Source organism: Mesorhizobium sp. M1312 (assembly GCF_040318115.1).
Classification (GTDB): domain Bacteria; phylum Pseudomonadota; class Alphaproteobacteria; order Rhizobiales; family Rhizobiaceae; genus Mesorhizobium.
This window is the reverse complement of sequence record NZ_JAMYLQ010000035.1, coordinates 36,433-59,513: the sequence shown is the minus strand read 5'-3', so window position 1 is coordinate 59,513 and position 23,081 is coordinate 36,433. Positions and strand designations below refer to the sequence as shown.

Here is a 23,081-nt window from a genome sequence, read left to right as displayed (position 1 = left end):
AATCAGCTCCTTGCTTCCGCCAGAACCGCGGCGAGCGTGCGCTCGACCAGCGGCAGCTTGAATGCATTTTCATGCGTCGGCCTGGCATCGGCGAGCAGGTGCACCGTCACGGCCCTGGCGCCGCGCGGCATCTCGATCTCAGCTGCCTCGACACGCCATGGCTTGTGCGCCACGCCGCCGAGAGCGATGTGCCCGGTGCCGTCGCGCTGCACGATTGCGCCGACCGAGACCAGTGCGAAGGCATAGGACGCCCGGTCGCGCACCTTGTGATAAATATGTGTTCCGCCCACCGGTCTGGGCAGCGTGACCGCGGTGATCAGCTCGCCGGGTACGAGTACGTTCTCGACATGCGGCGTGTCGCCGGGCAGCCGGTGGAACTCGGCGATGGGGATGCTGCGCGTCGTGCCGTCGGGGCGCATCGTCTCCACTGTTGCGTCGAGCGTCCGCAACGCCACGGCCATATCGCTCGGATGGGTTGCGATGCACCCCTCGCTTGCGCCGATCACGGCATGCTGACGGCTGAACCCGCCAATCGCCGCGCATCCGCTGCCGGGCTGGCGTTTGTTGCATGGCTGGTTGGTGTCGTAGAAATAGGGGCAGCGCGTGCGTTGCAGCAGGTTGCCCGCGGTGGTCGCCTTGTTGCGCAGCTGGCCCGAGGCGCCGGCGAGCAGCGCGCGAGAGAGCAGGCCATAGTCGCGTCGCACGCGCTCGTCCGCGGCGAGATCGGTGTTGCGCACCAGGGCGCCGATGCGCAGCCCACCCTCGGTCGTCGTTTCGATCTTGTCGAGCGCCAAGCCGTTCACATCGATCAGGTGCGTCGGCGTTTCGATTTCGAGCTTCATCAAATCGAGCAGGTTGGTGCCGCCGGCAATGAACTTGGCGCCTTGCGTGCTCGCCGCTGCAGCGGCAGCTTCGATGGGTGAGCTCGCACGCTCATAGGTGAAGGATCTCATGCCGGCCTCCCGGCGACTTCGGTCATCGCCTCGACTATGTTGGAATACGCACCGCAACGGCAGATGTTGCCGCTCATCCGCTCGCGCAGCTCGCCGGCAGTTGCCTGCGGTGTCGCGGTCAGATCTTCGCTCAATGGCTCGGAATGCCGGCCTCTATCTCGGCGAGCACCGCCACGGCGGAGCAGATCTGCCCGGGCGTGCAATAGCCGCACTGATAACCGTCATGCTTCACGAAGGCGGCCTGCATCGCGTGCAGGTTCTCCGGCGTGCCGAGCCCTTCGATGGTGGTGATGGTGTCGCCTTCGTGCATCACCGCGAGCGTCAAGCATGAATTTGATTCGTTGGCCGTCGACCATCACCGTGCAGGCGCCGCACTGGCCATGATCGCAGCCCTTCTTGGTGCCGGTGAGATGCAGGTGCTCGCGCAACGCATCGAGCAGCGTGGTGCGCGTGTCGAGGTCCAGTTTGCGGGCCTGGCCGTTCACAGTGATGGCCACTTTCGACATGGCAGGCTCGCCGACGGCGGAACGCACGTCGCGAGCTTGAGCGTTCGCTACGGATGGCGCCGCGGTCATCGCCGCGGAAGCGGCTCCTGCCATCAACAGATCCCGTCTGGTGATACTAAAGTCTCCGGATGTCGTCATGTCGCTTTTGATCCTCTTCTCTGTCAGAGCGAGCACATCAATGGCTGCTGAAGGCGTGCAGATTTTCGGCAACGTCCTGTTGGTCGTCGCGATCGGGACAGATCTGTCCCAAGGGGAAAGATAGTTTGAGCAGCGCTCGCGATTAGGGGCTTAATTCCGCATGCTCTTATGCGTGAGCGTCATGAATGCTGGCGCGCGAGTCATCATTCATCAGGCGAACGTGGCCGTCAGGCAGACGCGACCATCAGAGAGGCGCGGCGTATCCGCGGGCCTGCCGAAATCGGCTGCGCCGCTCACCGCATCCAGATAATGGCAAATCGGAACTTCATGAATACGACATGAGGAGCTTGCCGGCCTGAGTGGCTTTCTGGCACAGCTTCACGCGCGCTGCGGCCAAGCTCGGGACGTCGCAATCCGTCCTGAGCCACACGGCGCTAAGGTCGGCAAGCAGTTTCTCCGGCCAACAGGGGGGCTGCGACGCGCCCCCTTTTAGAGAATTTCGGTCTTGGCGATGTGGATGCCGAAACCTTCAAGGCCGACATAGTGGCGTTCGCGCGAGGCGATCAGGTTGATCGAGGAAATGCCCAGATCCTTCAAAATTTGCGCGCCAAGGCCGATCTCGCGCCATTCGCTTTCGCGGCGGCGCGCCTCTTCATGACCCTCGCGGTCGCCTGCAGCCGGCCGGTTGCGCTCCTGATGGGCGACGCCGACGGAGCCCTCGCGCAGATAGACGATGACGCCGCGCCGGCGCTCGCCCATCGATTTCATGATGGCGTCCAGCCTGTGGCTGGTACCGAAGACGTCCGTTACAACGTCCTCGGAGTGCAGCCGCACCGGCACCTCCTCGCCGTCGCGGATATCGCCGAACATGATCGCCACATGGTGCATCGAATCCCAAGGCAGCGTGTAGGTGAAGACCTGTGCCTTGCCGCCAGGCGTGTCGATGTCCGAACACGCGACGCGCTCGACCAGCGTTTCCTTGCGCTGGCGATAGGCGATGAGGTCGGCGACCGAAATCTGCTTCAAACCGTTCTTTTCCGCGAAGGCCTGCACCTGCGGGCCGCGCATCACGGTGCCGTCATCATTGACCAGCTCGGAAATGACGCCGACCGGCGGCAGGCCGGCAAGCTTGCAGAGGTCGACCGCGGCTTCTGTATGGCCCGAACGCATCAGCACGCCGCCTTCGCGCGCAATCAGCGGAAAGATGTGGCCGGGGCGGACGAAATCAGACGCGCCGACATTGCCGTTGGCAAGGTTGCGCACGGTCAATGTTCGGTCTTCGGCCGAAATACCCGTCGTTGTGCCGTGCTTGAAATCGACGCTGACGGTGAAGGCGGTGGTATGGGCCGAGTCATTGTCGGCGACCATCGGCGACAGGTTGAGGCGTTTGGCTTCCTCGCGCGGCATCGGCGTACAGACGATGCCGGAGGTGTTGCGGACGATGAACGCCATCTTTTCCGGCGTGCAATGGACGGCCGCGACGATCAGGTCGCCCTCGTTCTCGCGCCCGTCATCGTCCATGACGACGACGATCTCGCCGCGTTCGAAGGCGCGCAGGGCTTCGACGATCTTCTTCTGGTCGTAAGGCATAGGCGCTCGCTTCGCTCGCGATAATAGGGGAGTAAGGGAGTAGGGCAGTACGGGAGTAGGGAAAAGGAAAAAGTTTGGCGTCTCGGCGGTCGCGTAACATATTCCCTATTCCCCTATTCCCTTCCCCGTTTGTCCTCGATGACGCAGATAGTGATCGGCGATCGCGCAGGCAACCATCGCCTCGCCGATCGGCACAGCGCGGATGCCGACGCAGGGATCGTGCCGGCCCTTGGTCATGATCTCGACGTCGTTACCGTCCTTGTCGATCGACTTTCTCGGGGTCAGGATCGACGAGGTCGGCTTGACGGCGAAGCGCGCGACAATCGCCTGGCCGGTCGAGATGCCGCCGAGGATTCCGCCTGCGTTGTTGGACAGGAAGACCGGCTTGCCGTCATTGCCCATACGCATCTCGTCGGCATTTTCTTCGCCGGTGATGCGGGCAGCCTCGAAGCCGTTCCCGATCTCGACACCCTTGACGGCATTGATCGACATCAAGCCCGAGGCAATGTCCTGATCGAGCTTGGCGTAGATCGGCGCGCCCAGGCCTGCCGGAACGCCGTCGGCGACGATCTCGATGACCGCGCCGACCGAGGAACCGGACTTGCGGATACCGTCAAGGTACGCGGTGAAGACGGCGACCGATGCCGGATCGGGCGTGAAAAATGGATTTTCCGCGTCGCCAACGAAATTCCAGTTCCAGTTGGCGCGATCGATCGATTTTTCCCCCATCGACACCAGCGCGCCGCGCACGATCATGCCGGGCACGACCTTGCGGGCCAAGGCTCCGGCCGCCACCCGCGCCGCCGTCTCGCGGGCCGAAGACCGGCCGCCACCGCGATAATCGCGCAGGCCGTATTTGGCATCGTAGGTGTAGTCGGCATGACCCGGCCGGTACTGGCGGGCGATCTCGCCATAGTCCTTGGAGCGCTGGTCGACATTCTCGATCAGCATCGACACCGGCGTGCCAGTCGTGATCATGGTCTCGCCGTCCTCATCCAGAATGAAGCCGGACAGGATCTTGACCTCGTCGGGTTCGCGACGCTGCGTCACAAAACGCGATTGACCCGGGCGGCGCTTGTCGAGGTCGGCCTGGACCTCCGCGCGCGTGAAGCGGACGCCGGGCGGACAGCCGTCGACCACGCAGCCGAGCGCTGGGCCATGGCTTTCGCCCCAGGTGGTGACGCGGAAAAGATGGCCAAACGTATTGTGAGACATCAAAACCAGCCCTGCCGGCATCGGAGCCGGCTGAGCGCATGACCCCGAAAACCGGAGCAATTTTCGGGGTCATGCGCAAAATCAAAGTGCTACAGCGTCCTGTGCGCGTCCAACAGGATGCGCGGCGCTGTAGTCTGCGTTCTATTGGCGTTTTCGGCAGTGGTCAAACTGTGATCTGGTGGATTTAGTTTTGACACATTCGGTTGGTTTCTGCTTCCCTCGATCCGTCTGTTGAACACCCGCCGCCACCGTGCCGGCGCAATGATAAGAGGACGATGATGCGTATCCCGATCGGCGCCGTTGCCGCCATGTTGCTGATTTCCACTGCCGCCTTCGCCGGCCAAACCGAAGGCCTGATCAAAGAGGTCGATAAGGACACGTTGACGCTGACACTCGACGACGGCAAGTCCTACAAGCTGAATGCCGAACCCGCTCTCGATGCGCTGAAACCTGGCATGGATATCGTGATCGCCTACGACGAGACAAACGGCGAGAACGTGATCACCGACATGCAATTGCCGGATTCAACCGAATAGAGGCTTTCCGGCTGACCTGCCCCGAAAGCCGGGATGAAGGTCGGGTGACCTACAATCTTGTCCGAACCCCCGGTTCGGGATCACGGTCTTGGTCAAAACTCATTCAGCCGACTTCAGGCCTTTGTTCACGACACACTCCGTCGGGCAGTGCACCACGCATGCTCGGCAGATGGGCGGCTCCATCGTCGAAATGGCCGGTGAAGAGTTCCGGCTAGATCTCGGCCTGACTCATGCCCGGAGCTCCATCGACCCGGAGCTTGTTCGCAGCTCTCGACCGGATCGGGGCCGCGACGATCGTCGCCACGGCGTCAAGATCGGCAGGTGTCCTCAATGTCAGCACGTCGGACGGCTTTGCCGGCCGGTGTGAAGCGACGGCGAGAAGGGCTGAACAAGGTCGTTCCGAATGATTGGATTTCGCCGCTAGAGCCACTCCAGGCGTCGTCCCTGTAGCCTGAGCAAGCGATCCTGCGGCACATTCAGGTTTGCGGCTTCTTTCTGGGGCATTCCCAGCACCATGCGGAACAGGGCGCGCACGACGCCGCCATGGGTCACGCAGACCGTCTGGCGGTCCAGCGCGTCGAACCACGGCTTTACCCGCTCGAGCAGCATTTGATAGCTTTCGGCGCCCTCGCCGGGCGGCAGGAAATTCCATTTGTCGAGGCGCCTCTCCCTGCCCGAGCCCAGATGCCGGGCCTCGAGTTCGGGAAAGGTGAAACCCTGCCAGTCGCCGAAACTCATTTCGACAAGGCGCGGATCGGTGCGGTAAGCTTGGGGATCAAGCCCCATCGCCATGCGAATGCGCTCCATGGTCTGGCGCGTCCGCCGCATCGGACTGGCGACAAAGTCGAAATCCTCGGGGTTATCAACGAATTCGGCAAGCCGATGGCCGTTGCGGGTCGCCTGCTCCCAGCCAAGCGGGTTGAGATCGGTGTCGGCCTGTCCTTGCAGCCGGGACTCGGCGTTCCACACCGTCTGGCCGTGGCGCGCGATGTAGACGAGCGGATACATCAGGTCATCCGGAGAGCGGTCGAGAGCAGGCTGGAGGCGGGAGAGTTCGAGGGGTTATTCCTTGACGGTCGAAATATCGGGCGCGTCGACCGCCTTCATGCCGACGACATGGTAACCGGAATCGACATGGTGGATCTCGCCGGTGACGCCGCGCGAAAGGTTGGACAGGAAATAGACGGCTGAATCGCCGACTTCCTCTTGCGTCACCGTCTGCTTCAGCGGCGAATTGTATTCGTTCCACTTCAAAATGTAGCGGAAATCGCCGATGCCGGAGGCAGCCAGCGTCTTGATCGGACCGGCGGAGATGGCGTTGACGCGGATTTTCTTGGCGCCAAGGTCCACGGCCAGATAGCGCACGCTGGCTTCGAGCGCCGCCTTGGCGACACCCATGACGTTGTAGTGCGGCATCACTTTTTCCGCACCGTAATAGGTCAGCGTCAGCAGCGAGCCGCCATCGGTCATCAGCGCCTCGGCGCGCTTGGCGATGGTGGTGAAGGAAAACACCGAAATGTCCATCGTGCGCAGGAAATTGTCGCGCGTCGTCTCGACATAGCGGCCTGTCAGCTCGTCCTTGTCGGAAAAGGCGATGGCGTGCACGAGGAAATCGAGCTTGCCCCAATGCTTGGCGATGTCGTCGAAGACCGCATCGAGCGTTGCCGGATCGGTCACATCGCAATGGCCGGCGACATGGGCGTTGAGTTCCGCCGCCAGCGGCTCGACGCGCTTCTTGAACGCCTCACCCTGATAGGTCAGCGCAATCTCGGCGCCGTGGTCGACGCAAGCTTTGGCTATGCCATAGGCGATCGACCGATTGTTCGCGACGCCAAGGACAAGCCCGCGCTTGCCGGCCATAATGCCTTGTCCACCCGCCATGTGAGCGCTCTCCGCAAGATCTTCTGCTTTGTGGAGTGGCTATCGCACAGGCACAGAGCCCCTTCAAGCGCTCAACACGGACAGTTCAGGGGACAAAACCATCGCCCCACAGCGCCGCGCGTCCTTTTTGGACGCGCAAACGGCACTGAAACACCTAATCTTGCGCATGATCCCCAGCGAAATCGATTCCGATTTTGCGACGCTGACCCTCGATTTAGGGTCGTGCGCTAGCGTTTCCGGTTGCGCATCAGCGCTTCGAGATCGCTGTCGCCCCCTTCAGGCAGCATCAGCCGCACATGGGCGTAGAGATCACCGTGTCCGCCAACTTTTTCCGGCAGGCCCCTGCCCTTCAGCCGCAGGACCTTGTCCGAGCTCGACCAGGCGGGAACATTGACCGCAAGCTTGCCGGTCGGCGTTTCGACCGCCACCTTGGCACCCAGCACGGCATCCGCCAGTGCAACCGGCAGGTCGGCATGGAGGTCGCGGCCTTCGACACGATAGCGCGGATGGCGGCGGAAGCGGATTTTGACCAGAGCGTCGCCCGGCTGCCCCGGCCCTTGCTCGCCCTGGCCTTTCAGCCGGATGGTCTGGCCATCCTCGACATAGGCTGGCAGCTTGACGGCGACCTTGCGTCCGTCGGGGAACATCGCCGTCACCTTCTCCGCGGTTGCCGCTTCCTCGAGGGTGACGTCGAGCGTCACGTTCAGGTCGGCGCCGGACGGCGCCTGCCGGCCGGCGCCCGTGCCGGCACCGCGAGAGAAGGTCTCGCCGAAAATCTGGCTGAAGATGTCGCTGTTGCCGTCGAACGGATCGCCGCCCGGACGGCTTGAGCGAAACTCGAAGCGCGAGCCGCCCGGTCCTTGCTGCCGACGGAAGCCGGCGAACGGATCGGCGCCGCCCGCGGCACCTTCGAAGCCCTGGAAACGCGGCTTGCCGTCGGCGTCGATCTCGCCGCGATCGAAAGCCGCACGGTTCTTCTCGTCGCCGACGATCTCGTAAGCCTGGTTGGCCGCGGCAAACCGCTCCTTCGCCTTGGGATCCGGATTCTGGTCCGGATGATACTCCTTGGCGAGTTTGCGGTACGCCGATTTTATGTCCTTGGCCGATGCGTTCTTGGCAACGCCCAGCACCTCATAGGGGTCGCGCATGCTTCCTGCCCTGGAGAAGGAGTTGATTCCACGATTGCCACCTATATGCGCTCGCATAGGAACAAATTCCAGTGGCGCGCGGTCATATGATGGCGGAAAATCAGAGCGCTTTGAAGTCCTGCATCCGCCAGGCGCCGGCGCCGGCCAGGCACACCTCGCCCTTGAACAGGGCTACGCCGTCGAAGCTTTCGCGCGACGCGGTGAAGTGGCGGCAAAGCTGGCCGTTGTCCCTAGACTCCGCCAGTTCGGTGATCGAGCCGCGCGACCCGGTGTCGGAATTCGCCCAGGGAACGGCCTGCCCGCCCAGTTCCTGGATATCGGCGGAAGACACCGCGTTGCGGATCGTCGCCTGGTCCGAGGCGCGATCCTGATCGATCGGCGAGGCAGCAGCAGGCGTGCTGCTGGTCAGGATCGTACGGTCGACCTCCGCCTGCTCCAAACTGAAGCCGCCGGCACCGCAGCCGGCAAGCGGCAAGGCTACCAGCACGATCGCGATCTTGACCGCAGCCTGGGCGCTGGCCGAAGCAATAAGGCTCCATTGCCTGCTGTCAAAAGGTTGCGCGATACGCGACAATCGGCAATCTCCCCAGCCGGCAATAGAATTTGGGAAAACTATGAGCGAAACTGAGTTAACAAGCGGTGACTTTACCGAGGCTGCCGAGCCATTCCGCCTCTTTGCCGCATGGCTTGACGACGCGACGAAGAGTGAGATCAACGATCCCGACAGCGTGGCGCTGGCGACCGTCGATGCCGAGGGCATGCCGAATGTGCGGATGGTGCTGCTCAAGGGGTTCGATGAAAGCGGATTTGTCTTCTACACGAATTTCGAGAGCGCCAAGAGCCGTGAGATTCTTGGCAGCATGAAGGCGGCGATGTGCTTCCACTGGAAATCGCTGCGCCGGCAGGTTCGCGTGCGCGGGCCGGTGGAGATCGTCACCGAGGCTGAAGCTGACGCCTATTATGCGACGCGCCCGCGCGGCAGCCGCATCGGCGCCTGGGCGTCGAAGCAATCGCGGCCGCTGGAGAGCCGCTTCGCACTGGAAAAAGCCGTTGCCGAATACACGGCGCGCTATGCAATCGGCGAGATCCCACGGCCCAAACACTGGTCGGGCTTCCGTATCGTGCCGCAGACGATCGAGTTCTGGCACGACCGGCCTTTCCGGCTGCACGACCGCGTCGTCTTTTCCCGCAACGCAAAGGGCGGTTGGGACAAGACGAGGCTTTATCCCTGATGGGATGGTCCCTTAAGCAGCTTCACCAAGGGGAGAACTGGACGCGCGGCAAATTGGCATCGCCAATACACGGCGCCGGCGGGCGTTGAGGTAACTGACGTCAGGGGGTGCCCCAGGGATACTCCTGGGCAATCCTTGACGAACCACCTTGGTTCACCAATATTCATAGTGAACCAAGGAAAGTTATGAGCATGACTGCTTTTACCGTGCGTGTCCCGGACGAAACCGCAAACAGGCTTGATCAGCTTGCCGAAAAGCTCGACCGCTCGCGCTCCTATGTGGCTGCGCAGGCTATTGAGGACTTTGTAGCCCGTGAGGAATGGCAACTCGCCGAGATAGGGGCCGGGTTGGCCGAAGCCGAGCGCGGCGATTTTGCCAGTGACCGTGATGTAGCTGCTGTTGTCGGAAAATACGTCAAGTCCGCCCGCCAAGGATGAGCCGCAAAAGAATCCGCTGGACCAAGCGGGCGCTGAATCGGCTTGAGGAAATCGGCGCACCCATCGAGAAGGACAACCCCGAGGCGGCCGCCCGAGTCATTGCGCGCATCGTGACGGCGGCAGAACATCTCGCCGAGCAACCGGCCATGGGGCGCGTCGGGCGCATCAAGGCGACGCGAGAGCTCGTTTTGGTCGATATTGCGTATATCGTGCCCTATCGCGTCAACGGCGACACTGTCGAAGTCCTCACCGTCATGCATGCTGCCCAACGGTGGCCGCAGGCCCTCTAAAATCGCCCAATCTCACGGGCCTGCGTCATCAGAACACACCGCCTTCAGCCTACCTTCTTCCTGGCCATGAAGGCCATCAAGGCCGCGCGGGCCTCGTCGGATTTGAGCCGCTCGCGGAAATGCTCGCTTTCCTGGCCGATGCGGGCAACAAGATCTTCACGCGAGCCGCGCATTAGGTCACGCGCGATCTTCAGCGCTTGCGGCGGCTTGGCCGCGATCTGACTGGCCGCTGCCAGGACGGAAGCTTCGAGCTCGTTCTCCTCGACCACCGCGTAGATCAGTCCGGCAGCTTTCGCCCGCTCGGCAGAAAAACCTTCGCCGAGGCCAAGCAGCGCGAAGGCGCCTTGCCGGCCGAGAATCTGCGGCGCAAGCAGGCTCGACCCCGCCTCGGGGACCAAGCCGAGATCGACGAAGGGCGTGCGGAACATTGTGCGCGGCGTGGCGAAGGTCAGGTCGCAATGCAGGTTGAGTGTGGTGCCGATGCCGACCGCGATGCCATCGACGCCGGAAACCATGGGCTTTTCCGTCCTGGCCAGTGCCATCAGGAAATCCCAGACCTCGGTGCCGCCCTCGCCGCCGGTGGCGACGACCATGAAATCGGCAAGGTCGTTGCCGGACGAGAAGGCGCCTGAAACGCCGAAGAAGACATGGACGCGGATCGCCGGATCGGCGTCGCCCTCGGCAAGCGCCGCCGACATTTTCGCATACATGGCGCGCGTCAAGGCGTTCCTCTTGTCCGGACGGTTCATGCGGATGATCTGGATAGCGCCCTGGCGCTCGACGAGGATATGGTCTGTCACGGGTTATCCTTTGTGAAACGTCGGGCTTTTGTGAAACGGCAACCTTGTTGCTGTCAGGCAGAAATCAGTGTCTTGCCGGCAGCGGCAAGGCTTTCGGCGCCGCCGATGACGCGCTCCTTCAGCGCGCCCGCCTCGCCAAGAAGGTTTTCGGCGAAGAAACGGCAAAGGGCGATGCGGCTTTGGTCGGCAAGCGCGCCGCGTGCCAGATAGGCCCCGCCCGCCGCAAGCGAGATCAGTCGCAGATACGGCGTCGCACCGGCCAGCGCCTCGTCCGAGCGCCCGTCGGCAAGCAGCCCTTGCAGGAAACGCGTCGCTTGGCCGAGGTCGTCGAGCGCCTGGTCGAGACCGTCGGCGGTGCGGCCAAAACCTTGAAGATTGGAGGTCCGCACCTGATTGGCGACGGCTTTCAATTCGGCGATGTAACCATGCACATGCTCGCCACCGCCAAGCGGCAGCTTGCGCACCATCAGGTCGATCGCCTGGATGCCGTTGGTGCCTTCGTAGATCGGCGCGATGCGCGCGTCGCGATAAAGTGCTGCCGCACCGGTCTCCTCGATGAAACCCATGCCACCATGAACCTGCAGCCCGAGCGAGGCGACCTCAACGCCGACATCGGTGGAAAAGGCCTTGGCCAGTGGCGTCAACAGATTGGCACGCTCCTGCCAGTGGGCGGCTTCATCGCCGACGGATACCCGCGCGTGGTCAATGGCATGTGCACAGGAATAGCTGATGGAGCGCGCAATCTGGGTCATCGCCTTCATAGTCAGGAGATTGCGCTGCACGTCCGGGTGATGGACGATCGGCGCCATGCCGTTGCCATCATAGCTTGCAGCCTTGCCTTGCCGGCGGTCATTGGCATAGGCGAGCGCCTTCTGCGTGGCCGTTTCGGCGACTGCCACCCCCTGCATGCCGACGGCGAGCCGCGCATTATTCATCATGGTGAACATGCAGGCGAGGCCCTTGTTTTCCTCGCCGATCAGCCAGCCGATCGCGCCAGGGGTGATCCCTTCGAAACCATCGCCATAGATCATTGTGCAGGTCGGCGAGGCGTGGATACCCAATTTGTGCTCCAGCCCCGAGCAGAAGACGTCGTTACGTGCGCCCAGCGCGCCATCGTCGCCGACAAGGAATTTCGGCACCAGGAACAGCGAAAGGCCACGCGTGCCGGCCGGCGCGTCCGGCAGCCGCGCCAGCACCAGATGGATGATGTTGTCGGTGAAATCGTGCTCGCCATAGGTGATGAAAATCTTCTGGCCGAAGATGCGGTAGGTGCCGTCGCCGGCCGGCTCGGCGCGGGCGCGCAAGGCATTCAGATCCGAGCCCGCCTGCGGCTCAGTCAGGTTCATCGTGCCCATCCATTCGCCGGAGACGAGTTTTTCCAGGTATTTGGCCTTCAGCGCCGGTGAGGCGTGCTTGTCGAGTGCTTCGACCGCGCCCATGGTCAGCGTCGGGCCGATGCCGAAGGCCATGGCGGCGGAATTCCACATTTCGAGCGCGGCGACGCCAAGCATGGTCGGCAGCGCCTGGCCGCCGAATTCCTCCGGTGCGGCCAGCGCGTTCCAGCCGCCGTCGATCCAGCGGCGATAAAGCGCCTTCCAGCCGGGCGGCATGGTGACGGCAGCGCTGCTCAGCACCGCGCCTTGTTCATCGCCGATCTTGTAGAGGGGCGCGACCTCCTCTGTGGCGAACCGGCCGGCTTCCGCCAGAATGGCGTCGACGATGTCTTCGCCAAGATCGCCAAAGGTGCCGGCGTCAAGCGCTGGCTTCAGGCCGGCCACATGCTTCAGCGTGAAGGCGATTTCCTCGACCGGTGCCCGATACATGCCGCTCGCTCCTCCTCTGTCCGGCAGGGCAACTTAATATCCGTGCCGACACAAAACCATTCGCTTTTGGGTCGCCTCTCCAACCTTCTTTTACGTAAACGTCAAATTTTGTCACGCGGATTTTGCAATTGGAGCTGTTCACGCTAAAATCGAAAAAAGCCGGACAAGTCGACCGGCGACAGATCAAGAATACCGGATTGGACCGCCCGTGCTCGCCAGACCTGACGCCTATCGCTGCATCGAATGCGGCCTGCCCTATCGAGCGGCAGGTTTTTGGCACCATCGGGGCAAGATCGACGACGGCGCCGCCTATTGGTCGGATCGCGGCATTCTGTGTTCGCCGCAATGCTCGCTGGCCCATCACCGCAAGCGCGAGGCTGAGGGAACGCTGGCGCAAGCGCCGGCGCCCGACCCGTTCCAGCCGCTCTCCCTCCGTTGATGACCAGCAAAGCCATCCCCGGCACAATCGCGACGGTCGCCTCGGGCCACCGAAAGCATTTCCTTAACCATGGCGGTTCAGGATTAAGCTTTGGCCAGCAAGGATCTGCTGTTTGAAGCCGCCGGCGCACCCTCTCCGCCGCCTAGGACTTCTCGTCGTCGCGACCGCGATGACAATGGCGTTGGAGCCGACACAAGCCTCGGATTTCTCCGCGCCGTGGAAGGCTGCCGACCGGGCGCTGGTGATCGACGCCTACGAATACAATTCCATCGATTGGGCTGAACTTGCGACCGACAAGCGGATCGTCGGCTTCATCAACAAGGCGTCCGACGGGATGCCGCCAGCCTATTTCTGTTTCGGCGACGAGACCGAGACGCGGCTCTGCAAGGCGCTGTGGAAGCGCCATGCGGTGGCACAGGAACTGTTCCAGACGCGCAAGGTGGTGGCCAAGGCGCTCGGCCTGAAATGGGGCGCCTATCATCTCGCCCGCCCCGGCAACCCGGTGGGACAGGCAAATAATTTTATCAATTTCGCGAAACCTGGTCCGGATGACCTGCTTGCCCTCGACATCGAGGATGACGACCCCACGAAATGGATGTCGCTCGAGGATGCAGAGGAATTCGTCCGCCATGTGCATCGGCGGCTGGGCCGCTTTCCGGTGCTCTATACCAACGGCAAGACCGCCAAGCACATCGCCGACAACAAGTACAAATACCGGCTCCTGTCGCGGCTGCCGCTCTGGTATGCGCGCTACAAGCCGGACATCGGCGTGCATTTTCCGATGGGCAACTGGCAACGCTACGCACTCTGGCAGTTTTCGGCAAAAGCCAATTGCGGCCGGTTCCGCTGCCCCTACCGGGTGGCTGGCACACCCAACGACATTGACGTTAATGTCGCACCGATGGATGCCGCCACATTGCGCGCGCATTGGCCCTTTGGCGGCCTGATCGACGCGCAGCCGGATTACCTCGCCTCGATACCGGTGCCTCTCTCGCGTGAAGCCGGGCTGGCCGGCAATGGCGCCCTTACCTACGCCACCGTTGCGCCGCCGCCGAGCTTCACCGAGCTGGTCGCCGCGTTCAGCGCGGGCTGGTCCAAGTTCCGCGGCAGCTTGCAAATGCCTGCCGTAGGGACAGCGCTGCGTCTTCCGCGCCGGATCGCCGACTATGTGGCGTGGCTTCGAAAGGATAAGCCCTCCGCATCGGCCGTTGAAGTCGCGCCCACCGATCCGGTCAGCACCGCGTCGACCGAGTTAGACCGTAGCCCGCGCTAACCGTTGTTGGTCAGCGCGCCTGCTCGCGGGCCACGGCCTGCCAGCCGATGTCGCGGCGGCAGAAGCCTTGCGGCCAATCGAGCCGGTCGAGCGCGGCATAGGCTCGTCTCTGCGCCTCGCCGACCGTGCCGCCGACAGCCGTGACGTCGAGCACACGGCCGCCATTGGCGACCAGCGCGCCGCTGTCGATGGCGGTGCCGGCGTGAAAGATCTCGACGCCATCGCCCGCGGCCTCTTCGACGCCGCGGATGACCGAGCCCTTTTCCGGCGTGCCGGGGTAGCCCCTTGCCGCCATCACCACGGTGAGCGCCGCCTCGTTGCGCCAGCGCACTGAGGTATGTGCAAGCTGCCCGTCGGCAGAAGCGTTGAGCAAGACCAGGAGATCGTCCTTCAGCCGCATCATCAGCACCTGGCATTCCGGGTCGCCGAAACGGGTGTTGTATTCGATCAGTTTCGGCCCCTCGCCTGATATCATCAGCCCGGCAAACAGCACGCCGGAAAACGGCGCGCCAAGTTCGGCCATGCCGCGCATGGTTGGCTCGACGATTTCGCGCACGGTGCGATCGATCATCTCCGGCGTCATCACCGGGGCCGGCGAATAGGCGCCCATGCCGCCGGTGTTCGGGCCGATGTCGCCGTCGCCGACGCGCTTGTGGTCCTGTGCGGTGCCGAACGGCAGCGCGGTGACACCGTCGCACAGGCAAAAGAAGCTCGCCTCCTCCCCGGTGAGAAACTCCTCGACCACCACCTCCGCGCCGGCCTGCCCGAAGGACCCGTCGAAACAGGCATCGAGTGCGGCCAGCGCCTCGGCCAACGTCATCGCGACCGTGACGCCCTTGCCGGCGGCGAGGCCGTCGGCCTTGATGACGATCGGCGCGCCCGTCTTTTCGACATAGGCCCTGGCCGACGCCAGGTCGCCGAAACGGCCATAGGCGGCGGTCGGGATATCGTATTTCGCGCAAAGGTCCTTGGTGAAACCCTTCGAGCCTTCCAGCCGCGCCGCCGCCCTGGACGGGCCGAAGACGCGGATGTTTTCAGCGCGGAGGTCGTCTGCAATGCCGTCGACCAGCGGTCCTTCCGGCCCGACCACGACGAGGTCGATCTTTTTCTCCGTGCAGAACCGGGCCACCGCCGCATGATCGGCAATGTCTAACGTCACCAGCTCGGCTTCTTGGCCGATGCCTGGATTGCCCGGCGCCGCGTAAAGCTTCGTCAGCAGGGGCGAGGCCGCGATCTTCCAGGCCAGCGCATGTTCGCGGCCGCCGGAGCCGATCAACAAAACACGCATGCCCAGATCCCTTGCCATTCCACGATCAGGACTGCGCTATTGCGCCCCGGACAACGGGTCAAGACATTTGGGAGAGTTTGAGAGCAATTCCACACGGGAACGGGAATAGGTCGGCCTGCTTGATGCTTGACGGCGTTCGCCGCTGCTGCCACTTCAGCACGATGGAACCCCTCCAATCGAAAGCTGCCCAGGGCCGCGTCGCCGATGCGCCGAGCGGCCACTGGGTTTATCGCATTCTGCCGCGCTGGCTGTGGCCCTATGCGCAGCTTGCCCGGTGGGACCGGCCGATCGGCTGGCAGTTGTTGTTGTGGCCGTGCTGGTGGTCGGCAGCCCTTGCCGCGAGTGCCTATCCACGCCCGACTGATCCACTGCTCACGCTGCTGCCAGCGCCATGGTATCTCGTGCTGTTCCTGATCGGAGCCATCGCCATGCGCGGCGCCGGCTGCACCTATAACGATCTGGTCGACCAGGACATCGACAACCAGGTGGAACGTACGCGCTCGCGGCCGCTGCCGGCGGGAAAGGTCACGCGCCGGCAGGCCTGGGCGTTTCTCGTTATCCAGGCCTTGATTGGACTCGCTGTGCTTTTGCAGTTCAACGGCTTTGCCATCCTGCTCGGCATCTGCTCGCTCGCCGTCGTCGCCATCTACCCATTCATGAAGCGGTATACCAACTGGCCGCAACTGGTTCTCGGCCTTGCTTTTTCCTGGGGTGCGCTGATGGGATGGGCGGTCGAGTTCGGCGATCTCGATGGCCCGCCCGTCATGCTCTATATCGGCTCGATCCTGTGGGTGATCGGCTACGATACGATCTATGCGCATCAGGACAAGGAGGACGACGCCATCGTCGGCGTGCGCTCGACCGCACGCCTGTTCGGCGACAACACCAAGACCTGGCTCGTCGGGCTTTATGGCGGGGCGCTGGTTTGCTTCGCCATTGCCTTCGCGTCGGCGCAGGCGCCGGTGCCGGCGCTAGCCGGGCTGATCGCCGCCGGCGCCCATATGGCGCGGCAGATAGCAGTGCTGGACATCGACGATCCGGACCAGTGCATGCTTTTGTTCAGGTCGAACAACCAGGTCGGCTGGCTGATCTTCCTTGGCCTGATCGGCGGTGCGCTGTGGGTGGCGCTAAAGCCGCTGGTGTAGCTATTCGCGCGAAATGATCTCCTGGCCGCCAATCACCAGCCTGAGGCCGAGGTCGCCGGCCCTGCGGCGAGCGAGGAAGCGCGGACGACGCGTCGTCGAAACCCGACCCTTGCGACGGTTCTGCGCCGGCAATGTCTTGATGGCGGCGCCAAGCGATTCCTCCAGCGTGCGGGCGATGCCGTCCGATTCGATCAGAAGCATCGGCAGACGGTAGGCATCGGCCCAGGCGCGCCAGTCGGCGGCGACATCCTCGAGATCGTCGGCCACCAGCAGGGGCACCGACAGCATCGGATCATTGTGCAGAAGCTCCAGCGTCACCGTGACATTGCCATCCGGATCCTCCATCGCGCGGGCGGCCACGCCACGAAACGCGTTGGCGGGCAGAGCGATGAACGCCGGCACGCCGCTCATCTCCAGCATGCGGCGAATGACGGCGCCACGATGGTCGATGGTGAAGGTAACGTCGCCATAATCGTCGCGCGTGGCGTAGCTCACCACCTGCGGCAGGCGGAATGGGTCGAGACGCATGTTGCGCCCGGCCCAGACTGGCTTCAGTCCAGTGTTCATATTGTGCCTTTCCTGTCTCTCCTGAGAGCCGGTCTTCCGGTTCTCCGGGCCGGTTTTTCCAGCCTCGTTGTGGAGAAACATTAGCGCGGGCTTCTTATCGCAGCGCTTAAGAAAGTCGGTTAAATTTTGCTGATCTCAGGGGGATGGTTATCGGAATGCAACCATTCACAAGACGGCGAAAGGATCAGATAACCTTACCGGGATTCATGATGCCGGCCGGGTCGAAGGCCGTCTTCACCCTGCGCATCAAATCGATCGCCATCGGCGGCGCTGTCGCGATCAATTCATCCCGCTTCAGCTGGCCAATGCCGTGCTCTGCCGAGATCGAGCCGTGAAAGCTGCGCACGACATCGTGCACGGCCTTGTTCATGACGTGATAGAGCCCGAGAAATGCCTCGTCATCGCCGCCGACCGGCCGGGAGATATTGTAGTGGAGATTGCCGTCGCCCATGTGGCCGAAACACACCTCGCGCGCACCGGGGCTGACCGACTGAACGGCGCAGGCCGCCCTTTCGATGAATTGCGAGATGGCCGCCACCGGCACCGAGATGTCGTGCTTGATCGAGGCGCCTTCGGGCTTCTGCGCCTCGGGCAGCACCTCGCGGAAATTCCAGAAGGCATCGCCCTGCGCGATGCTCGCCGCAATCACCGCATCGCCGACGATCCCCTGCTCGAGGCCGGCTGAGAGCACCTCCTCGATCAGGCCCCTCGCATCCTCCGCCGAGCGCCCCGACGAGATCTGCATCAGCACATACCACGGCCAATCCCCGGACAGCGGCCGCACGACGCCTGGCGCGTGCAGAAGCGTAAAATCGTAGGGCCTCTGTCCGATCAGTTCGAAAGCGGTGAGTGCGGCCCCGGCGCGATCCATCGCCAGGCTGAACAGAGACAGTGCCGCCTCAGGTGACGACAGGCCGGCAAAGGCCACCTCGCGCCCCTTGGGCTTGGGGAAAAGCTTGAGCACGGCGGCGGTGATGACGCCGAGCGTGCCTTCAGCGCCGACAAACAGGTTCTTCAGATCGTAGCCGGTGTTGTCCTTTTTCAACTTGCGCAGATCGTCGAACACCTCGCCGGTCGGCAGCACCACTTCGACGCCGAGGCAGAGCTCACGCGCATTGCCGTAGGCAAGAACGCCGGTGCCGCCGGCATTGGAAGAGAGATTGCCGCCGATCTGGCAGCAGCCTTGCGCGGCAAGCGACAGCGGAAACAGCCGGTCGGCGGCATCGGCCGCTTCCTGCAGCGTCTGCAGGATGACGCCGGCCTCGACGGTGACCGTGTTGGACAGGACGTCGATCTCGCGGATGCGGTTCAGCCGCGACAGCGACAGCACGATCTCGCGGCCGGACATATCCGGCACCTGCGCGCCGACCAGCCCGGTGTTGCCGCTTTGCGGCACGACCGGCGTTCCCGTCTCGGTCGCCACCCGCATGATGCGGCTGACCTCGTCGACGCTGCCGGGCCTCAGAACCAGCGCCGTTCGGCCATGCCACCGGCCGCGCCTCTCCGCGAGGTAGGGCGCGATATCCTGCTGGTCGCGAAGCGCATATTTGTCGCCGACGATGGCCGCAAAGCGGTCGATCAGGGCGGGGTCGATATCCCGGGATATGTCGTTCATAGGTGGAAACTATGGTGCTCAATCGATCTTGTCACGCGGGGCGGCCTGGTCACGAGGGGCGGCGGCGCGCGAAAGCCGGTCGTTGATCGCCTCGCCCAGCCCATCGAACGGGATCGGCTCGACGGCGATTGTCTTGGCGCCGCTGCGATCGAGATCCTGCATGTGGGCAAAGAGGTTGGCCGCCGCCTCGCGGAGGTCGCCGGTTTCGGACAGGTTGCGCAAGGCGGCAGCACCTTGCCAGCCTTCGGCTCGGCGGGGGCCGAACGCCAGCAAGGCTTCGCCCTTTGCGACTTTTGCGGCGTTGACCCGCACCGCAGCACCCGGCGCGTAGTGCGAGGCGAGCATGCCCGGCGCCTCGATGCCCGCCGCACCGCGCAGCAGCGTCATGCCGGCGGCCGCTTCGATCTCCTCGGCGGCAATGCCTCCGGGCCGCAGCAGCCGCAGCTTTCCGCCCTCGATCTTGACGATCGTCGATTCGAGCCCGACCGACGTCGCGCCGCCATCGACCACCAGCTTGATTTTTGCACCGAGATCCGCCGCCACCGCCTCGGCCGTCGTTGCGCTGATCCTGCCTGAAGAATTGGCGCTGGGCGCTGCAAGCGGGCGGCCGAGCCTGGCGATCAGTTCGCCGCCAAAGCCTTTCGGCATGCGCAGCGCAATCGTATCGAGCCCGGCCGTGACCAGCGGATGAATGCCGTTGCCAGGCCGCTGCGGCAGCACCAGCGTCAGCGGTCCCGGCCAGAATGTCTGCACCAGTCTTTTCGACAGCGGGTCGAACAGTGCGATGCGCTCGGCCATCGCCAGATCGGCGACATGGGCGATCAGCGGGTTGAAGCGCGGCCGGCCCTTGACCTCGAAGATGCGCGCCACGCCAGCGCCATTGGTGGCGTTGGCGGCCAGCCCGTAGACGGTTTCCGTCGGAATGGCGACGACATCGCCGCCTTCGAGCAGCGCCAGCGCCCGCTCCATCGCCTCGCCGGCGGCAAGTATCTCAGCCACTCTCATCACCTCACAGATGTGGGTGCGTAATACGGTGGCGTTTACGGGGCAAGTCCGGGGGTTAGCGAATTACCAATCGCTAAAATGCTATCTTTCCCCGCAAGCCCGCATCAATTCCCGCACGATATGTTGCCGGCTTGTTGGGCAAGGGGAATTTGTCATGGTCTGGGTGCGTATCCTGGGAGCGCTTGGTCTCACGCTGGCGGCGGGCGGAGCAAAGGCTTCGTCCTTCGTTGTTCTTAGTGCACCATCCTCGACGCCGTCCGTCATCAGGCTCGGCGCGCCTGAACCGGTGAAGGTGGCTGAGAGCTCCTCGACGCCATCGATCGTGGCGCTCGGCGAACCAGTGCCCGATGTCACCTATGAAAAAGTTGCTGCGATTCCGAGCCAGCCCAAGCCCAAGCATGATTTCATGCAAAGCCCGATGATCATTCGCGGCGGCATCGTCGGCGACGCCTTCGCAAAGCCGGCTCCCAGCGCCGCACCTGCCGCAGCACCTGGGGCGGCCACCAGATCCGACAAAAAGATAACGGCGACGAACAGCCCGCCTGAGCCCGCAACGCCGCAGCCGGCGCCCATTCCCGAGATCGACCAGGCCAGATAGCGGTTCGAGGCCAGGACGACGCTCGCCTAATTGCCAAGCCTCAGCCGGCGATTTTCGAGAAATCCGCAACCTGGTCAGTCGCCGCCCGGATGCGTGCCAGCAGTGCCAGGCGGTTGGCGCGCACGGCCTGGTCCTCATCATTCACAAGAACGCGTTCAAAGAATGAATCAACCGGTTCACGCAACGCGCTAAGCGTCAGCATGGCGGCGGAAAAGTCTTGGTTTTGAATCGCTTCGCCGGCTTCTCTCTCGGCCTGATTCACCGCGGCAAACAGCGCTTTCTCGGCATCTTCCCGGAATAGAGCCGGCTCAACACGTTCGGCAACCGTCGTTTTCTTCTTCTCCTCGGCGGCCAGGATGTTGGCCGCACGCTTGGTGCCGGCAAGCAGGTTCTTGCCGTCCTCGGTGTCGAGGAAGGAGCCAAGCGCTTGGACGCGGCGGACGATTTGAAGGAGATCGTCATTGGACGATTGGCCGATCTCCCCCCCTGTGGGGGAGATGCCCGGCAGGGCGAAGGGGGGCGCCGTAGAGCGCCCTTCCCCGGCAGAATTTTGAGACGATGGCGGGACAGCGCCCCCCTCTGTCGGCTTCGCCGACATCTCCCCCTCTAGGGGGGAGATTGGGCGCGAACCCGCCGCCAGTACAGCGTCGATGAGGTCGTGCCGGGCACCTTGGTCGCGCAGATAAACCTTCAGGCGGTCGTGGAAGAAGGCAAGGAGGTCGATCACCTCGACGCCAACTTTCCTGCCTGCTACCTGCCGCATTCCCCTCCCAATCGAAAGGTTTGGAGCGGAATTCTTCATGGCTCGATGGACTGCCGGAATTTGGGATTCCAAGCTGTCGACCAATTCCAGCCTCACCCCATTTTCAACCAAAATCCTGATCACTCCCAACGCCGCTCTTCGCAGCGCAAATGGATCCTTCGACCCCGTCGGCTTTTCATCGATCGCCCAGAATCCCACCAAGGTGTCGAGCTTGTCCGCCAGTGCGACGGCAATCGAAACCGCATCGGTCGGCACGCGATCCGACGGGCCCTGCGGCTTGTAGTGTTCCTCGATGGCCGCTGCTACCGAAGGATGCTCGCCCTGCAGCAACGCATATTTGCGACCCATGGCGCCCTGCAATTCCGGGAACTCGCCGACCACTTCGGTGGTGAGATCGGCTTTAGCCAGGACGGCAGCACGCTCGGCGCGCTCGCGGAGATATTTCTGCTCGACGTTCAGATCGTCGGCGGACAGAAGCTTGCCATCGAAGAAATTCGGCTGCTTCGACAAGGTGTCAGCGATCTCGCCAGCCAGCCTCTTAATCCGCTCAACCCGCTCACCCTGCGTCCCGAGCTTGGCATGGAACGTCACGCCGAGATGGTCGAGGCGGGCCATACGCTGGTCAAGCGGCTTCTTGAGAACGAGCCCGAACTTTTCCGCCGATGCCTGCAACTGGTCGAGGTCGGGCAGGTCGCCCTGGTCGGTCTTCCAGAAATAGAGCGCGTCGGACAGGCGGGCGCGCACCACCTTGCCGTTGCCGTGGGCGATCTCCTTGCCGCCGTCGCTTGCTTCGATATTGGCGGTCAGGATGAAGCGGTTGGAAAGCGCTTCACCGACGTCCTGCGGCCGCGTCACAAAGCACTTCTGGTTGGCGCGGATGGTCAGCCGGATCACCTCGGCTGGAATGGCGAGAAAGTCCTGCTCGAATTCGCCCATCAGCACGACAGGCCATTCGACCAGGCCTGAGACTTCCTCGAGCAGCCCCTCGTCCTCGACAAGGTCGAGCCCGTTGGCGAAAGCGAGATTCCTGGCGTCGGAAAGAATGATCTCCTTGCGCCGGTCGGCGTCGAGCACGACCATCGCCGTCTCCAGCTTGGCGGCATAGTCTTCGAAACGGCGCACGGTGATCGCGTCCGGCGCATGAAAACGGTGGCCGTAGGTGACATTGCCCGAGCGGATGCCGTCGATCTCGAAGTCGACGACAACCGGCTCCTCGGTCTCCGGGCCGAAGGTGCAGAGGATGGATTGCAGCGGCCGCACCCAGCGCAACGATCCGGGTTTCGCCGAGGCCGACCCCCAGCGCATCGATTTCGGCCATGGAAAGCCGCGGATGATCCCCGGCACCAGTTCGGCGATGATTTCTTCCGCCGCCCGGCCCGGCTTCGCGATATGGGCGACATAGAAGTCGCCCTTCTTCGGATCGGCATGGACATGCGCCTCGGCGATCGAGGAAAGCCCGGCCTTGCGCAGAAAACCCTGGACCGCCGGTTCGGGCGCCTTGGTCGAGGGTCCCTTGATCTCCTCGCTGATGTCCTTCGAGCGCGCGGTCACGCCACGAATGTCGAGCGCCAACCGGCGCGGCGTCCAATATTCGCGCGCCGCCTCATAGGTCAGCCCGGCCTCGAACAGGCCGTCCGTCATCATCTTCTTCAAGTCGCCCGCCGCCTTGCGCTGCATGCGCGCGGGAATCTCTTCCGAACGGAGTTCTAAAAGCAGGTCGGGCATTGATTGTGCTCACGCGGCAAATGGTCCGGGCGGGGCATAGCAACTCGGCTGGCCGCTGTCACCCTTCCCCATGCAATCGGCGTGTCTACCAACGATTTCCAAAAATATTCCGCT

At 63.3% G+C, this 23,081-nt stretch carries 22 protein-coding genes and 1 pseudogene; 8 read left to right on the top strand and 15 right to left on the bottom strand.

From position 1 onward, the window contains the following. Positions 1-2 precede the first annotated feature (2 nt). The 4 genes and pseudogenes from NKH36_RS29575 to aroC form a co-directional block, all read right to left on the bottom strand. Positions 3-953: an FAD binding domain-containing protein gene (locus NKH36_RS29575; protein WP_352965573.1), complete on the bottom strand. Its 951-nt coding sequence runs from the start codon at positions 951-953 to the stop codon at positions 3-5. Continuing rightward, positions 950-1,597: pseudogene (gene paoA, locus NKH36_RS29570) on the bottom strand (aldehyde dehydrogenase iron-sulfur subunit PaoA). Before paoA ends, NKH36_RS29575 begins: the two are co-directional and overlap by 4 nt. Positions 1,598-2,086: 489 nt before the next feature. Next, complete coding sequence (gene ribB, locus NKH36_RS29565) at positions 2,087-3,187, bottom strand: 3,4-dihydroxy-2-butanone-4-phosphate synthase (protein WP_352965571.1); 1,101 nt, start codon at positions 3,185-3,187, stop codon at positions 2,087-2,089. 105 nt (positions 3,188-3,292) lie between these two features. Continuing rightward, positions 3,293-4,402, bottom strand: coding sequence for a chorismate synthase (aroC, locus tag NKH36_RS29560; RefSeq protein WP_352965569.1), 1,110 nt, complete (start codon positions 4,400-4,402; stop codon positions 3,293-3,295). Between the two features lie 278 nt (positions 4,403-4,680). Between aroC and NKH36_RS29555 the strand changes: the two genes are divergently transcribed. Next, the gene (locus NKH36_RS29555; RefSeq protein ID WP_352965596.1) at positions 4,681-4,938 is read left to right on the top strand and encodes a DUF1344 domain-containing protein; all 258 of its coding nucleotides are present in this window, start codon (positions 4,681-4,683) and stop codon (positions 4,936-4,938) included. A gap of 420 nt (positions 4,939-5,358) precedes the next feature. Here NKH36_RS29555 and NKH36_RS29550 read toward each other — a convergent pair whose 3' ends face one another. The 4 genes from NKH36_RS29550 to NKH36_RS29535 form a co-directional block, all read right to left on the bottom strand. Continuing rightward, complete coding sequence (locus NKH36_RS29550) at positions 5,359-5,946, bottom strand: histidine phosphatase family protein (RefSeq protein ID WP_352965567.1); 588 nt, start codon at positions 5,944-5,946, stop codon at positions 5,359-5,361. A 54-nt stretch (positions 5,947-6,000) separates the two neighbouring features. Next, entirely contained in the window at positions 6,001-6,819 is an 819-nt protein-coding gene (gene fabI, locus NKH36_RS29545; protein ID WP_352965565.1) for an enoyl-ACP reductase FabI, read from the bottom strand. A 227-nt stretch (positions 6,820-7,046) separates the two neighbouring features. Then, complete coding sequence (locus tag NKH36_RS29540) at positions 7,047-7,967, bottom strand: DnaJ C-terminal domain-containing protein (protein ID WP_352965563.1); 921 nt, start codon at positions 7,965-7,967, stop codon at positions 7,047-7,049. A gap of 100 nt (positions 7,968-8,067) precedes the next feature. Next, entirely contained in the window at positions 8,068-8,541 is a 474-nt protein-coding gene (locus tag NKH36_RS29535; RefSeq protein WP_352963171.1) for an RT0821/Lpp0805 family surface protein, read from the bottom strand. 40 nt (positions 8,542-8,581) lie between these two features. Between NKH36_RS29535 and pdxH the strand changes: the two genes are divergently transcribed. The 3 genes from pdxH to NKH36_RS29520 all read left to right on the top strand — a co-directional run bounded on the left by pdxH (position 8,582) and on the right by NKH36_RS29520 (position 9,926). Beyond that, positions 8,582-9,199 carry a pyridoxamine 5'-phosphate oxidase gene (gene pdxH, locus NKH36_RS29530; protein ID WP_352963174.1) on the top strand — a complete coding sequence of 206 codons (618 nt, stop codon included), beginning with the start codon at positions 8,582-8,584 and terminating at the stop codon, positions 9,197-9,199. Between the two features lie 191 nt (positions 9,200-9,390). Next, complete coding sequence (locus tag NKH36_RS29525) at positions 9,391-9,636, top strand: CopG family ribbon-helix-helix protein (protein ID WP_352963176.1); 246 nt, start codon at positions 9,391-9,393, stop codon at positions 9,634-9,636. After that, positions 9,633-9,926 (top strand): type II toxin-antitoxin system RelE/ParE family toxin, encoded by a 294-nt coding sequence (locus NKH36_RS29520; RefSeq protein WP_352963179.1) that lies wholly within the window; start codon positions 9,633-9,635, stop codon positions 9,924-9,926. Before NKH36_RS29525 ends, NKH36_RS29520 begins: the two co-directional genes overlap by 4 nt. Positions 9,927-9,970: 44 nt before the next feature. Here the strand turns inward: NKH36_RS29520 and NKH36_RS29515 are convergent, their stop codons facing one another. After that, positions 9,971-10,726 (bottom strand): crotonase/enoyl-CoA hydratase family protein, encoded by a 756-nt coding sequence (locus NKH36_RS29515; protein ID WP_352963181.1) that lies wholly within the window; start codon positions 10,724-10,726, stop codon positions 9,971-9,973. A 53-nt stretch (positions 10,727-10,779) separates the two neighbouring features. Then, positions 10,780-12,549, bottom strand: a complete 1,770-nt coding sequence (locus tag NKH36_RS29510) for an acyl-CoA dehydrogenase family protein (protein WP_352963183.1) — start codon at positions 12,547-12,549, stop codon at positions 10,780-10,782. A 208-nt stretch (positions 12,550-12,757) separates the two neighbouring features. Here NKH36_RS29510 and NKH36_RS29505 point away from each other — a divergent pair, with 208 nt between their 5' ends. Continuing rightward, positions 12,758-12,988 carry a hypothetical protein gene (locus NKH36_RS29505; protein ID WP_352963185.1) on the top strand — a complete coding sequence of 77 codons (231 nt, stop codon included), beginning with the start codon at positions 12,758-12,760 and terminating at the stop codon, positions 12,986-12,988. Positions 12,989-13,157: 169 nt separating this feature from the next. Further along, positions 13,158-14,261, top strand: coding sequence for a glycoside hydrolase family 25 protein (locus tag NKH36_RS29500; protein ID WP_502912138.1), 1,104 nt, complete (start codon positions 13,158-13,160; stop codon positions 14,259-14,261). A gap of 10 nt (positions 14,262-14,271) precedes the next feature. On the opposite strand, the gene purD is transcribed toward NKH36_RS29500, so the two are convergent. Continuing rightward, positions 14,272-15,549 carry a phosphoribosylamine--glycine ligase gene (purD, locus tag NKH36_RS29495; RefSeq protein WP_352963186.1) on the bottom strand — a complete coding sequence of 426 codons (1,278 nt, stop codon included), beginning with the start codon at positions 15,547-15,549 and terminating at the stop codon, positions 14,272-14,274. 161 nt (positions 15,550-15,710) lie between these two features. Here purD and ubiA point away from each other — a divergent pair, with 161 nt between their 5' ends. Beyond that, positions 15,711-16,694: a 4-hydroxybenzoate octaprenyltransferase gene (gene ubiA, locus NKH36_RS29490; protein ID WP_352963258.1), complete on the top strand. Its 984-nt coding sequence runs from the start codon at positions 15,711-15,713 to the stop codon at positions 16,692-16,694. Here the strand turns inward: ubiA and NKH36_RS29485 are convergent, their stop codons facing one another. From NKH36_RS29485 to NKH36_RS29475, 3 genes are all read right to left on the bottom strand, one after another. Next, entirely contained in the window at positions 16,695-17,261 is a 567-nt protein-coding gene (locus NKH36_RS29485) for a DUF6101 family protein (RefSeq protein ID WP_135935957.1), read from the bottom strand. A gap of 184 nt (positions 17,262-17,445) precedes the next feature. Beyond that, the gene (locus tag NKH36_RS29480) at positions 17,446-18,876 is read right to left on the bottom strand and encodes an FAD-binding oxidoreductase (protein ID WP_352963188.1); all 1,431 of its coding nucleotides are present in this window, start codon (positions 18,874-18,876) and stop codon (positions 17,446-17,448) included. Between the two features lie 18 nt (positions 18,877-18,894). Beyond that, a complete protein-coding gene (locus NKH36_RS29475) occupies positions 18,895-19,875 on the bottom strand; it encodes an L-threonylcarbamoyladenylate synthase (protein WP_352963189.1) in 981 nt (326 codons plus the stop codon). A gap of 160 nt (positions 19,876-20,035) precedes the next feature. On the opposite strand from NKH36_RS29475, the gene NKH36_RS29470 reads away from it, so the two are divergent. After that, positions 20,036-20,479: a hypothetical protein gene (locus NKH36_RS29470; protein WP_352963192.1), complete on the top strand. Its 444-nt coding sequence runs from the start codon at positions 20,036-20,038 to the stop codon at positions 20,477-20,479. Positions 20,480-20,519: 40 nt separating this feature from the next. Here the strand turns inward: NKH36_RS29470 and glyS are convergent, their stop codons facing one another. Further along, the gene (glyS, locus tag NKH36_RS29465; RefSeq protein WP_352963196.1) at positions 20,520-22,967 is read right to left on the bottom strand and encodes a glycine--tRNA ligase subunit beta; all 2,448 of its coding nucleotides are present in this window, start codon (positions 22,965-22,967) and stop codon (positions 20,520-20,522) included. Positions 22,968-23,081: the final 114 nt, after the last annotated feature.